9 protein-coding genes are annotated in these 13,968 nt (G+C 57.7%); 2 read left to right on the forward strand and 7 right to left on the reverse strand.

All coding sequences use genetic code 11. The features are described from left to right. Positions 1 to 429: 429 nt before the first annotated feature. From AOC05_RS00305 to AOC05_RS20630, 7 genes are all read right to left on the reverse strand, one after another. A complete protein-coding gene (locus tag AOC05_RS00305) occupies positions 430 to 1,002 on the reverse strand; it encodes a DUF6262 family protein (RefSeq protein WP_062004665.1) in 573 nt (190 codons plus the stop codon). Beyond that, complete coding sequence (locus tag AOC05_RS00310; RefSeq protein WP_062004667.1) at positions 999 to 2,780, reverse strand: tyrosine-type recombinase/integrase; 1,782 nt, start codon at positions 2,778 to 2,780, stop codon at positions 999 to 1,001. The genes AOC05_RS00305 and AOC05_RS00310 overlap by 4 nt, the downstream gene beginning before the upstream one ends. 671 nt (positions 2,781 to 3,451) lie before the next feature. After that, positions 3,452 to 4,618, reverse strand: a complete 1,167-nt coding sequence (locus AOC05_RS00315; RefSeq protein WP_082357632.1) for a tyrosine-type recombinase/integrase — start codon at positions 4,616 to 4,618, stop codon at positions 3,452 to 3,454. A 103-nt stretch (positions 4,619 to 4,721) separates the two neighbouring features. Then, the gene (locus AOC05_RS18590) at positions 4,722 to 4,889 is read right to left on the reverse strand and encodes a glutaredoxin family protein (protein ID WP_082357633.1); all 168 of its coding nucleotides are present in this window, start codon (positions 4,887 to 4,889) and stop codon (positions 4,722 to 4,724) included. Between the two features lie 50 nt (positions 4,890 to 4,939). Continuing rightward, positions 4,940 to 5,962, reverse strand: a complete 1,023-nt coding sequence (locus AOC05_RS00320; RefSeq protein ID WP_062004671.1) for a DUF4192 domain-containing protein — start codon at positions 5,960 to 5,962, stop codon at positions 4,940 to 4,942. Between the two features lie 1,017 nt (positions 5,963 to 6,979). After that, positions 6,980 to 8,635, reverse strand: coding sequence for a hypothetical protein (locus AOC05_RS00325; protein ID WP_062004673.1), 1,656 nt, complete (start codon positions 8,633 to 8,635; stop codon positions 6,980 to 6,982). Further along, positions 8,628 to 9,098: a helix-turn-helix domain-containing protein gene (locus tag AOC05_RS20630; protein WP_082358085.1), complete on the reverse strand. Its 471-nt coding sequence runs from the start codon at positions 9,096 to 9,098 to the stop codon at positions 8,628 to 8,630. Before AOC05_RS20630 ends, AOC05_RS00325 begins: the two co-directional genes overlap by 8 nt. Between AOC05_RS20630 and AOC05_RS20635 the strand changes: the two genes are divergently transcribed. Then, a complete protein-coding gene (locus AOC05_RS20635; protein ID WP_197277861.1) occupies positions 9,046 to 10,125 on the forward strand; it encodes a DNA cytosine methyltransferase in 1,080 nt (359 codons plus the stop codon). The genes AOC05_RS20630 and AOC05_RS20635 overlap by 53 nt on opposite strands. A 733-nt stretch (positions 10,126 to 10,858) precedes the next feature. Further along, entirely contained in the window at positions 10,859 to 13,318 is a 2,460-nt protein-coding gene (locus AOC05_RS00330; protein WP_197277862.1) for a helicase C-terminal domain-containing protein, read from the forward strand. The last annotated feature ends 650 nt before the right edge of the window (positions 13,319 to 13,968 follow it).

Consider the following 13,968-nt stretch of genomic DNA (forward strand, 5'->3'; position numbering starts at 1 on the left):
ACCATGAACCTGGGCACCTGTCAACGATTATCAGTGTCGGCATCGACCCTGTCTGCAGCTAGCGACCTCGATGCCGCCTTGACCGTTCCAGGAGAAAGACAATTACGAATGCGGCGACCATGACTATGAACATCCCGGTGATCAGTGGTTGCACCAGATCTGGAACCATTAGGGCGAGAACGCCCAGAACGGCTATTAGGAGGACGGCAGGGCCAAGGATCGACAATCTCAGTCTTATCATGCTGCTCTCCTGAAAATCCCGAACGAGGACCGGCTCTCACGTGCGTTGGTGCCAACGGTAACCCGGTGGCGAGGTACCCCGCTACGGTGATGTCGCCAATTCACTTCCTTGAATCTCCCGACCGACGAACCAGCGTCTCGCAGAAGGTTCCGCCTATGGGCCGGTGAAGAACGGGATGCGCAACTTGCTCAAGCTCGTGGGGCAGCTGTCCAGGGAATCGTCCCTCGGCGTTCGGCGGTGAGGTCGTCGAGTAGGTCGTCAATGCGGTGGTTGAAGGTGGTGACTTGTTGGTTGAGGAGTCGGTTCTTCTCGCGGAGCCGTTCGATTTCTAAGTTCTCGGCCGTCGTTGAGGGGGCTTCTGTTGGAAACGCGGTGCGGATCTGTTCCCCGAGGCAGTGCTCGTGGCGCTTCTTCAGTTCGGCAAGATCTTGGCGTAGCCGTTTGATGGTCTGATGCGCTAGGGCTATTTCCGCCTGAAGTGCTGTTCGTCCGGGTGCACCGTTCGTTGGGAGTCTTTGTCCTGGGGTGTGGGCGTCGGCCTGGGTCTGGCGGGCGGCTTCGAGCTGGTGCAGAAGGGTCTCGTGGGAGTAGATGAAGTTGCGGCTGACGCCTGCGGCGCCTGCAACGGCGGTGATGGTGATGAGTGTCCCGTCCAAAAGAAATCTGTTGATGGTAGATGCAGTCGCGGCCTGTTTTCTGTCGGCTTCCCGCTGGCGGGCAGAGACCATGTTGGCGAACGGGGCGCCCTCCATTCTTGTCATGGTCGATCCTTGACGGTCAGAGGGAGGTGCTGGCCTGGTCGCGCTATTAGCCGGGATGTTCGCAATATGGTTGCCGCCTCGGTTATTGCCTGTCTGTCGGGTTCTGGCAGGAGGGCAAGGTCTGTGCGCATGCGGTCAACGATTTGTTTGAAATCTTCTACTTGGCCGTCAAAGTTCGCGATGGCATAGGGCGGGGCACTGAGGCGGCGGGCTTGGGCTGCGTTGGTTTTCAGTTCCACGAGATGTCGTTCGATGTCGGGAAGGTAGGAGGGATCTGGACGATAGAACGTGCACCCGGAGCACTGAAATCGGATGGGGCAGGCGTTTCCGCCAGCCTTGACGTTGGATGGTTCAGTGCATCCGCCGTAGGGCACTGCGATGGAGGCGAGGCCCCGCCGCCCGGGTGAGAGGCCTATTTTGTCGCCGTTCCGGTCATAGGTCAAAGGAGCGAGGAGGTTTGCCGCGGCACGTTTGCGGCTGTCGTTGACTTGGTAGTAGCCCATGGTGGTGCGGACGTCTTCGTGATCGAGCAGATCCCGAAGCTCGTCCGGTGCGGTGCCGTTATCGACATGCCGCTGGGCATAGGAATGGCGGAAATCGTGGGGACGGATGCCACCGAACCCAAAGTCGACCGGGACCCCATGGAGGTCTTTGATGGGCCCCTCCAATGTCGGGATGTCGCGGATGAGCCGGCGCAGGGCGCCATAGAGCAGCCCGTAGCTGGCGAACTTATCCGATCTGGCGGGCATCGGGCTGGGAAACAGCCATTGAGATTCGGGCTTGGGACCGTTCTTAGCATTGTTGAGCCAGGTGGTGATCACGTCGGCAGTTTCCTGTTGAATCGGCAGTCTACGATTCAACCGTCCGGCTTTGTGGTTGTCATAGACCATTATCCAGTCGCCGTGCCGGTCACGCTGCAGACAGCCCCGGTGCAGACTGACCACTTCGTTGGGGCGGCGACCAGTATCGATGAGCACGGCCAACATGGCAATGGCCATGTCCCTGTTGGGGTAAGGGGCCAGATCTTGAAGATTGTTGCGAAGATGTGCAACGGCGGCCACAGGCAGGGCCCTGCCTTGGTCATTGTCCCCGCGGTAGGTGCGGGAATGGGTTGGGGGTTTGTGGAGGCGGGGGTTGTAGCTAAAGGTGCGGGGAACGTGGTCCCAGACGCTGGATCGGTGCCCGGTTTCCAGAATGTACCGCCAGAGTCGGAAGACCCCCTTGGCGCCTCCATAGTTGGGCCACTGCCTGTTCATAGCGTTGATGATAGCGCTCATATGTGAGGGCCCAAGGAGGCGTGGATCGTGCCCCTGATCAGAGCATTGACCAGCCAGGACTTCCGAGGCCAGCACCGAGATACGGTAGCCGGTCAGGGCGTCCCCTCGTCTGGGCAAGATCGTCAGTAGCCAATTCCGGTAGCCTTCACGGAGCCACGGCTGCGTGATCCGAGACAGGTCAAGGGGAGGCTTCTCAAACATTTCCCGCCTCACCGAGGCCGTCGTTCGCAGGTTCAGATCGTTGAGGTAGATCAGGTCTTCATGATGAGGGTCGTAGCCCTTATAGCGACGTTCCTCCCTGACAAGGACTTCTGTGATGAAGCGGTACACGGATCGGCTGTTCGCGTTGACCGATCCGACGGCCTCCTCGATGGTTGCAATGAGGGATTCGGATTTCCACTGGGCGCCTTTGTTGATCAGATCCCGGTAGGTCCTGACTTGCACGGGTCCACGGGCGAGGTCGAGGTGTGCCTGGATGACGTACTTGACTTCTGTCTGCATGCGCGGGTTCAATCGGCCGATCCGGAGCATGAACGGAGGATCTACGGGGTTAGACAGCCATCGGAGTGCGCTCTGCTCGTCGAGGATCTCTCCGCGGCTGCGTCGGGCAGCGAGCTGGTAGCGGTGGTTTGAGCACAGAAGCAGGTCGACCCGGGGGTTATCAGCGCTGATCGGGCACCCAGCGGCAGCGCAAGGCATGAAGGGCCTGGGCATCGAGGTAGTGAACTTGAGCCAGACCATGACGTCGTCTTGGCTCTTGCTCACCTTGAACAGGGCGTAATGAGACCGACACAGGCCCTGGCTGAACTGGTTACGGCCGCAGCGGATCCCGTTCCGGGCAAGAACACAGTCCCGCTGGATTGGCGGTTCATGCCCGGTTTTTGATCCTCTGGAGGCGGCATCTTTTGGATTCGCACCCGATTGCTGGCAGTTGTGGCATGTCCTTTGGCCGTCAAGGAAGGTGGGGCACCCGGCCTTGGAACAGGTGACGACGGAAAACCTGCCGGTATCCGGCAGTGGCGCCAGAATCCCGGTATTTGCATCCCATTCCCCCGAAAGCCAGTCTGAGGGAAGCTGATCTTCTAAAAATGTGATCCAGCTGCGCCGGTCCGGAATGATATGCGGCTGCAGCGTAGTAATGCGGGCGACAGCGGCCGCGCCGTGTCCGGCCATCAGCGGCCCTTCTCGTCGCCAGTGCCGGGCAGGGAAGCATTGCCAACCGCAGCGCGCAGATCTTCCGCACGGGAATGAGCATAGATGCTGGTAGCTTCCAAGGATGCGTGGCCGAGCAGGACCCTCACGGTGTCCAGATCCAGCCGTGGGGTGTCAATGCCTCGTAACCACATAGTGGCCCGAGTGTGGCGGAGCATGTGAGGTCGGACCCTGGTCGAGACGGATTTCGAGATCCGTTGGAACAGATCCACTACGCCCGCATAGCTCATGGCAGTGCCGCGGGGACTCCGGTAGAGATTGACGAACACGTGAGGATTGGCGTCGATACCCAGAATGTCCCGGCGCTCCAGAAGGTAATCCTCGTAGGAAAACACCACCCGGTCCGGCACCGGTACCCAGCGAGGCCCGGTTTTCGCCCTAGCCCCGTTGAGGACCTCGTTCGAGCGGACATGGATATGTGGGCCCCTAATCCGACAGCCCAGGCCGGAATTTTCGCCTAGGAAATGGAGATCCTGCCGAAAGAGCGCCAGTGCCTCACCGATCCGCAGCCCTGTGAAAAACAACAAGTCAACAAGGAAGCGGTCCCGAGCAGCCAACTCCAGATCCAGCAACGCCGCCCGGGCTTGCGCGGATTCGATCCATTCCGGAGCCGGAGTTTCCTCGTTCCTGCGGGCCTGCAGTTCAGGGACTTTGACCTGGCGGACCCGTCCCTGCTCACCGCCATAGACGCCGGCAGCAATATACCGGGATTCATAGATCAACCCGGACAGGGCCGGCTCGACCACGGCGGCGGCTTCGGCCCACTTGTAGAACTCGACCACCGCCGTCATCCACGCGTCCACTGTTCCTGCCTTGCGGGGCCGTGGCCCGCCCTTCGCTCCCGAGCAGGGGGTGGCGACCACCGCGGTTTTCCACTCGACGAGATCAGTGAGGCGCACCTGTCGCCAGTCCCTCCCGGAAGCGACCGACCAGCTCAGATAGGGCGCAAGACGGAGTCCGTAAGCTCGGACCGTATTCGGTGACTTACCCGCCGCGGCAAGGAACCGCAGCCAGCGCGTGGCTTCCTCGTGAATGTCACCCTCGGATGATTCGATGACCAGTACCGCGTCCCCCGTCGAGGGCAGCACGGCGCGGCTTAACATGAAAGAAAGGGCGGAAGATGCCATAGCAATATCAGTACCAAACCCCGATGACGGCAAGAAGACGATCGAACGAACGTGAGGCAATCAGCTGGTGAACCCTGACGTGCATGACAGTCAACCAACACCCTCAGATAACCACGGGGACTTGGGAGTAACCGAGATCTTGGACGTACTCGACGGCGGCCGCGTTCGTGGTCAGGTCGACGACGTCGTAGGGGATGCCGGCATGGTCCAGGGACAGACAGGTGAACTTGCATTGCTGGCAGCCTGGCTTGCTGTAGACCGTGACGTTCATGGCTCCCGCCTCGCTCTCTGATTCTTCCGGTGTTGAATCGTGTGGAATGGCTAATGGTGGTTCCGGTAGGCGGTGTTCTTGTGTTGTGCCCAGCCCGAGACGACGCCGGCGCCGAGCAGCTGGTCCAGCAGCCTGGCCAGGTGGTAATCGGGGTCGAACGTCAGGGCGACGTGCAAGTAGTTCGCAGCGGCTGTGCCTCTGCCCTTCCACCAGCAGATGTGTCCGAGCATCGTCAAGGGGGCTGCCGCATGTGTCGGAGTAGCGATGGTCAGCAGCTGCCGCAGCAGCTTCTCGGAGCTGTCGATCCGGTCCCATTGCGGAGCATCTTCGGTGGCGCCGAAGAGTGTGGCTGCCATGGGTTCGTTGATACCGGGCATGTCGGCCAGGATCTGGTCCCTGAGCCCTACATGCTGCAGCGCGGCCAGGACCTCGGCCAACTGCTCATGTGTGGGTTCGCCATCGTGGTCGATGAGGTCCATCCACAACTGGTAAGCGACGTCAAGGCTGTGGGCCGGGTTGGTGGACATGGCACTTATGGCTGACCGGACCGCGTCGTGGTCGACGGCGGCGAACAACTCTGGGATCGCTGGTGAGTCGCTGGGTGCGACGCTGCTGCCTTGGTAGACCAGCTCGGCGTTCATGAGGCAGGATTCAAAGGCAGCCAGCGGGGTCTCCTTGCCACACGAGGCTGGGTTGGCGCCGTCGTAGGTGGCGAAGGATTCGGGGCCGACGATCCACACGTCATGGACGAGCAGCCCGGCAGCCAGGAGTCGTCGCTCGAGTCTCTGGATCATGGCGGCGAAGGGCTTGGGGTGTTCTGGGCCCCATGGCTGGTGGGTGAACAGAGCGATGAGGACGGCGGTGGCGTCGCGGTCGAAACCGACGGCGTGGGCGACCCGCTCGGCGTAGGACTCACTGGGGTCCGTTGTGCCCGGCAGGTTCACGCGGAGGGTGGGGCCCAGTGTCTTGCCCTCCAGGGCGAGGCAGACGAGGCTTTCCTTCGGCCAGTAGCCAAGGCTGTGGCCCATGTAGCTGATGGCGTCGGCCGGGCTGCTGATTCTGATCGGTTCCATTGTCTTGCTCCTCTTGTGTGTTCGGTGGCTGGTTGTTCGCGGCCGCCTGCTCCGTTGGTGCCTTCTGGTAAGAGGAATCACCGCTGGGTATTAGGGGCCGGAATGCAACTTGGGGAACCGGGCACGGGGCAAAAATTGTTTCGAGGAAATAAGCGACGCAGGAGCGCCGAGGAAGAATTTTTGGAGGAGGGACCGGCGCGTAGCGCCCTGGTTGCGTGGAGGACCCGCCCAGCGATGATGGGGTACCAGAAGGCACAACGTGGTTTGGCATATGTTCATATGGATCCATCGACCCAGACGTCCGCTTGGCCTGACCTATGGGGTTCCAAAGACATTGCCGCAGCGGTTGTCCACGTTTGTGCTCATACATGTTCATGGGACTGGTCAGACCCGACTGTCCGGGTGTGACTACGTGACTTGTCAGTTATCTAGACTCATACGCGAAGTTCAGGCGCGGGATGAAAGACGCATAAAAGTTTGAACGCTTTTGTCTGCCTTAGTCTTGTGACTGGGTGGTAGGAAGTCGATGAACCCACGGTGATAATGAGATACGAGTCCAGAGTTGAGAGGAATCCTTGGCTGGAGAGCGTGCTGGATAGACAGTATTAAGACGACACGCGGGGTTGTAATGAGCGGATTAGTGCGCAAAGCCGTAGTTTTCACCATCTGAGATGAAAGTAGAATTTTCGAGTACCACTGGCACGATAGGGCCGCCCGCCAGCTGCCCCGGGCCGGTTGTCATTCCGGGGGTTTATCTTTTGAACGCGAAAGACCGGCGGGGTCCTGACTAGATGTCTGCCCAATTCGCTTTGGGATTGTGGCTCACTGCAGGCGTCCTTCGTAGTGAACTTCTCCTGGCCCGGGGTCGGTCGAGGCGTCCAATCGCTAGAAGGGAACATCGCATTGACTACCGTTGGAGATCGTGTTTGAGTTTTCGTCGTCGACGGGGAGAACCACGTCGTAACCGATGGTTACGAGAGCATGAAGTCACCCAAATTATCGCCTTCGAAAATTCCTCTAGGAAGGCAGCGGCCGTGCGATAGCTAAAAATCTATCGCGTACAGACTGCCGTATGGTCTTCAAATCCAAGGGCTGGATGGCAAACGAGTGAAACGCTTTGTCGTTTCCTAAGCGGTCAGTACTAGCTGATGCGTGTCCGATAAGTTGCTTGTAGTCCCAGTATTCATACTCGATCCTTACTTTGGAGATTTCTTCGCTTTTTGGGAGACCAGATGGTGCACGGGAATGGGCAACAAAGATCACGCGGATGGTCCAAGCTGAGGGGTCGTCAAGGGCCGACCAGGACTCTTCCAAGCGTTGATCTACGATCCTGGCGAGCGAACGCTGATGATCCTTCACATAGGTGATTGACAAGTGTCCGCCATGAGCCTCAAGGGCGATAGCCGTGCGGTTGTCAACATTTGCAAACTCGACATCGCCCAGCTTGTGGCGCGAGAGGTTCGATGCGTTCACACTGTCGCCGATTCCTCGCGGCCTCCAGCCCTCGCCTGCGAAAGCCAGAAATGAGAGGCCATCGACGATCCGTTGTTCCAGAACACCCTGGGTGTTCGTTTCGTAATCAGCGACATAGAAAATTACTCGCTCAATTTCCTCCGCTGTTAGATCGGTCGGCAACGGAATCGGGGTTGAAGTTTCGAGTTCTATTACCCTGTATAACCAGGATCTGAGAACTTTTGCCAGGCTCCTCCGCGTGACATGAGGCAGGGATTCCAATGACTCCAAGATGGCAACGAGCGCATGGGCGTCATCTCCTCCGCGAGTCCGTGCCCAAGCCCGATCTAGCGTCTGGACGGCTTTTGCATTATTCAGAACAGGGTTTCCAGTTGAGGCTGGATACCGGGCGAACAACTGCATGGCAATTTGACCACGTGGCGCGAATTCGTATAAGTAGCTAGCTGGATGATCAAAGAATTCCAGGGGAACGCAACAGAAGTGAAGGATCTGAAGATAGGGCCAGTTGATAGGACCCGTGGGGATTAGTACTTGGCTGAGCTGCCGCAACAGATGAGCGACGTCTGTTTCTGGAAGGTACTTTTCGGCTTCTTTTCCTGCAATATCGCAAGCACCGAGGGTGTCGCTATCTGGGAATAATGACAGGGCGAAGCTGGCATCCGCGTTCCACAGTTCGTCACCAGCGAGGTTGGAGCTAAGGCTGGGAAAATGCCCGAGCGAGCGCGCTATGACGCCCACTGCTTGGTACGGCACATCCAGGCTGGTTTCCAGTGCTTTGAGCAGCTTCGAGACCTGTGAGCATGACATATTTTCTTCTACAAGAAGATGGTTCAGCAGTGGAAGTCTTGAGATTAGGCGCCGTGCGGTTGTATGCGGGAGACCATTCCAGTCTGCGGTTCCTGCCAAGAGTTTTCCGAAGATGACGAAGTAGTTGGCTGGTAGCAGGCTACCGAGGTCTCCTTCGAGACCTGCAGTGAGCGCGATCGGAACGATTTTCTTAAGGAGCGAGCTGGGCACGCCCGTTTGATTCCACTGATCCAAGGATTCGAGAATCAGCAAGGCGCCATCGCCTGGTGAGATTGAGCACGCAGTGAGGTGCTGCTCTACGGCTGCAACGACAGCAGTTTCACTGGCTCGATCCACAGGGAACTGGAGCGACGATATGGCTTCAGTCAGGCTGGGTCCACTATATTCAGGCATCTGACTCCGTCCACAAACTTGGAGGGCGTTCTCCGTGTTCGGCCCAAAGCGCCAGAAGTCGGTCGCTCATTCCGCCAAGGTCAAGGCCGAGGGCCTCGAACCAAGAGAACGTTTCCGCGACAGTCAGTCGTCGTTGCCCTGACTCCACGCGAGATACCGCCGCCTGGTCAATACCTAATTCCGCTGAAAGTGCCCCCTGGGAAACGTGAGCTTCTACTCGAAGATCACAAAGCAACTGCGCAAGGGCGCGATGGAATTCGACTTCACGCGAGAATGACGGAGGCACAAGACTGACCCTACCGTTTGCGACGCTCCTCAGAACCCGATACTGTGGCGCTATGCGAAATGGACATAGCCCGACTGAAGTTGCCTCTCCAACATTCGTATCTTTGTACTCTGGGTGTGGCGGTATGGATCTAGGGTTTGCAAAAGCGGGCTTTACTCCCGTTTTCGCGAACGACATTGATCCTGATGCGGTCAGCACATACAACCGTTTGGACCAGGTAGCCGACCCTGAGTGGAAAGACGCTGCGGCTCGATTCACTGGGCACAAATCAGTTTGTGGTGACGTTCGAGTGGCGGCCGACGCTCTCTACGAAGGTATGGCTGATTTGGTAATCGGCGGTCCGCCCTGCCAGGGGTTTTCAGTCGCGGGTCGAATGGACCCCAATGATCCTCGATCGCGCCATGTATTCGACTTTCTTGGCCTCGTCAAACGAATCAAGCCCAAGGCGTTTGTGATGGAAAACGTCGCCGCCCTAGCCCGTAATAAGCGGTGGGGCGATATCATCAGTGCGTTGAAGGAAACTGCGAACAAAGACTATAAAGTCACTTTGGTAGTTCTTAATGCTTCGCACTGGGGAGTTCCACAAGCCCGTGAGCGGATGTTTCTGGTAGGAGTCCCACAAGAGGGCCCCGACTTTGCCTTGCCAGCCGCGCTGACTGCATTGAACCCACCAAGCGTACGCGATGCCCTTCGAGTCCTCCCCCCTGCGGGCATGCCAGGGAACGACTCTCTATGTACCGCGATTATTACACTCGCGAAGCGCCCAATCCTCCGGAGGTCACCATATGCCGGAATGCTCTTCAACGGCCAGGGTCGCGCAATGAACCTGGACGGACCAGCACCGACTCTGCCTGCCTCGATGGGCGGAAATAGGACTCCAATCGTCGATGACGGACATCTCGCAGGAATATCTGAGCCATGGATCGTTGACTATCACAGACGGCTTTTTCATGAGGGCCGAGAACCGCTCCTTAAACTTCCCCCGGCGGCCACCTTGCGAAGACTTACCGTGGAGGAGGCTGCAGTCTTGCAATCATTCCCCCGTGATACGCCATGGCAGGGTCGACAGTCAGCAAAATTTCGCCAGATAGGCAATGCGGTTCCCCCACTTCTCGCATTCGCCGTTGCAAGTGCCGTCCGAGAGACCTTGGGTCTAGAAGCACCGTTGTCTGAAGCCGGGAGCCTCGTTGGACAGAGAGTATGAATCTGGGAGGTAGCGATCCTTCCGTTCTTGCCTCGGGTCAAGCGATTGGGACATTTCATGCCGTCAGCACCAGAGATGCCGTCGGTCTCGCGCGGGATGGGTGGCCATTTTTTGAAATCAATTCAATGGCTACGAACCACCAGAACGAATCTCTCTTCGAGATTCGGTTCGGCGATGGGGAATGGATGCTTGCTGCATACGAAGACCTACAGGGGTCTGGCGGGCCAAATTAGCCAGAAACCTGGGCCATAGGATTTCAGTTTGGCGAAAAGCCGACTATGCCTCCTACACATAGCGAGTCCGCGGCATACGCAGGCTGGACTCCTGATTATCTGTGCGCGTAGTGGCTCCCCGGACGCGAAGTAGCTGCGATTCGGCAAACACACCATGTGTCAGGCGGAAGCTGATACTCAGCCCGAATCGTCCGGACAACCGTGAGCCATCACCAAGTGATCTTTCGAACCATAGATGGACGACAGGGTCCATCTATCTGCCTGCAGGCATCCACCTCATCGCGGGCGCCTGACGCGGTCACCAAGCACGGCCGTGGCAACGCACAGCCTTCCTTCTTGCCTTTCCCGAACACCAGATATCGCCGCACCTTGATGGATCATCAAGGACGCTCTGAACCTCATACAGCCGATACGATGATGACCAGGACAGAACAGGCACGATCACAGGGGGACTAACGATGGCTGGACTCGACTTTGGAAAGCTAACCAAGCAATCAGTCGTGGATTCTGCCACCGAACCAAGGCGAATCTTTGCCGCGCTACCAGCTAAAGCTTCAAAGTATGCCCGGCCGTGGGACGTTCAATCTCAGGTATGGGATAGCTGGCACGAGCGACGCACCGATTCTGACCTCCTTATCAAAATGAATACCGGTGGCGGCAAAACTGTAGTAGGGCTGATGATGCTCAAAAGTTGCCTCAACGATGGTGCTGGCCCAGCCGTCTACATCACACCCGACATATATCTCGCTGATCAGGTACGTGCTGAAGCCGCGGCTCTAGGCCTTGAAACTACGGATGATCCGCGATCCGGCCGGTTCCAAGCCGGTAAGGCAATACTTGTTACCTATATACACAAGGTAATCAACGGCATATCTGTTTTCGGCGTCGCGGGCGATACTCGGCAACGCATAGAAATTGGCTCGCTCTTGGTCGACGATGCTCACGCCTGCGTGTCCACGTTGGAACACCAATTCACTTTGACCATCCCCCGTGGACACGCTGCATACAACGAGATTTCCGACCTTTTCGACGACACGCTTCGTGACCAATCGCAGTCTACTATCCGGGATCTTGCTGAAGACGTACCTGGTGTTGCCCTGCGCGTTCCGTATTGGTCCTGGGCGGACCGACAGCAACAAGTACTGAACGCCCTACATCCACACCGTGAGAGCACCAATGGCTTCAAGTTTGTATGGCCACTGATTCGAGATGTCCTGCACCTTTGTGATGTGGCGATCAGCTACAACGAGATCGAGATCAAACCACCCTGCCCGCCAATTGACCGAATCCCTAGCCTAGCTACCGCCAAGAGGCGGATCTACTTAACCGCGACGCTGGCCGATGACAGCGTTCTGGTGACTCACTTCGATGCCGCCCCGGCGCCGATCTCGACGCCAATCACACCGCAGACCGCCGACGATCTGGGCGATCGCATGATCCTTACCCCGATGGAAACTCACCCTGGGACCACTGATGAGGAAGTGCGCACCTTTCTAGTCGAACAAGCGCTACATCGCAACGTCGTAGTTATTGTGCCTTCACGACGCAGAGCCGTGTTCTGGCGCGACTTTGCCGACGCCGAACACGACAGCAGCAGCATCCACGATGGTGTCCGCGCTCTCCGAGAGGGGCACGTCGGGCTAGTGGTCTTGATCAACAAGTATGACGGCATCGACCTTCCCGGCGACGCCTGCCGAATTCTTGTCCTTGACGGACTCCCTGAGGCCTACAGCGCTCTCGAACGAATTGAAGCTCTTGCCCTGAGCGAAAGTGAGGCCATGATCACGCGCCAAATCCAGCGCATCGAACAGGGTATGGGCCGAGGTGTGCGTTCCAACGACGACCATTGTGTCGTTCTACTGGTTGGGTCGAAACTCACCCAGCGGCTACACAAGGCAGGCGGATCGTCTAAATTCAGCCCAGCGACACGTGCCCAGCTCGCTCTATCCGACCAAGTCGCCGACATGCTTTATGGAATGCCCTTCAGCGCTATTGGCAGCGTGATTGGCCAGTGCCTGGATCGGGATCCTGGTTGGGTTGCGGCTAGTCGTGACGCACTTGATGGAGTCACTTACCCAACCACCAGCACAGTCTCTGAAGTTGCCGTGGCGGAACGGGAAGCCTTTCGGTTGGCTGAACTGGGACGATATAGGGATGCTCATGCGAAAATGCGCCAGGCCATAATTGCCGCCAACGACGACCGACGGCACGAGGGTTGGCTCAAGCAGCGCGCTGCTGGGTATCTGCATCTATCAGATCCGGCCGCAGCCCAGCAGATGCAGAAATCTGCCCAGACAGATAACAAGGCGGTGCTACGCCCGCGAGATGGCGTCGAATACCACCGGTTGAATAGCCTCGCAGACCAGGCCCGGCAAGCTGCGGCATTCTTAACTGAACGCTATGAAAACGGCAACGATCTGATAGTTGGTGTTGCTACGATCCTAGACGACCTCGTACCAGACCCCAACCAAGCAAGCGTGCAAATGTTCGAACAGGCTATGTACGATCTCGGATTGCACCTTGGCTTCGCTGCGCAGCGGCCCGAACGTGACACAGGGGAAGGCCCGGACGTGCTGTGGTCTTTAGGTAAGTTGGCCTTTTTGGTCATCGAATGCAAGAGCGGCAGCACCACGGATGCGATTTGGCGGCACGATGCAGAACAGCTCTCTCATTCCATGGACTGGTTCGCTGAGAAATACGACCATACATGCAGCGCAACACCGATCATGATTCACAACACCCAAGTGCTGCACAGGCAAGCCTCAGCGCGGGCCGGCGCCAAAGTGATCACCTTCGCTAAGCTCGCCAAGCTCCGCGATGCTGCCAGTAAGTTCGCGGCAGCGCTTGCCGCCGACAAAGCCTACGGGGAGGTTGGAAAAGTGAGCTCCCAACTGACGGATTGGGGCCTGAATGGCAAGGTGTTTGCCCAGACATGGGGAGTCGCTGCGCGTAAGCTATAGCAGGACAAGGATCGTTCATATCATCGCTGCTTACGCGTTGGCCTGAGCATCAATAAAGATTCTTTGATGCATCGAATCTCATGGGTCTTAGGGCCTTTACCTTGATTGGCATCGTACGTGGCAGGCCAGAAATCCAAGTACCGTTGCTGGCCCGCGTGCAGTGGACTGGAGTCCGACCTTTTAGGTGGCCGTTCCAAAAGCATGATACTGAGACAGAATATGGTCCCTTCAGTAGAAGTCGCATGTCAAAGCTACCCGGATGCAGTTGACCATTTATGCGCAGTCTGTCGATGGAAGCTTGCCAAAAGTTCAACCGCAAGAGAAGGGTGTACTTTGATGGAGATGCTACATAGTCTCACCGAAGCCGGGGGGTTGGGCTTTTGCCATGATGCCCTTAGTCTCCTACCTCAGGGCTATCACGGGCCTTTGGTAATTTCGCTCGATTCAAGCATACTTATCGACTTGCGTGAACACGGAGTTGCGCTGCTTAACAATGGTCAAATTGTTGATCTCGAGAGAGAGTACGCGCGGAACCTTGAAGGCTTGGGAACAATCCTGAACTTGTGGCTTGTGCGAGACCTCCGATTCGTAGTTACGCCTCGATCCCTTACCGATGCAAGAAGGCGGACCGATCGCTTCCTGGCCTCACA

Origin of the sequence: Arthrobacter alpinus, assembly GCF_001294625.1 — a bacterium.
GTDB lineage: Bacteria > Actinomycetota > Actinomycetes > Actinomycetales > Micrococcaceae > Specibacter > Specibacter alpinus_A.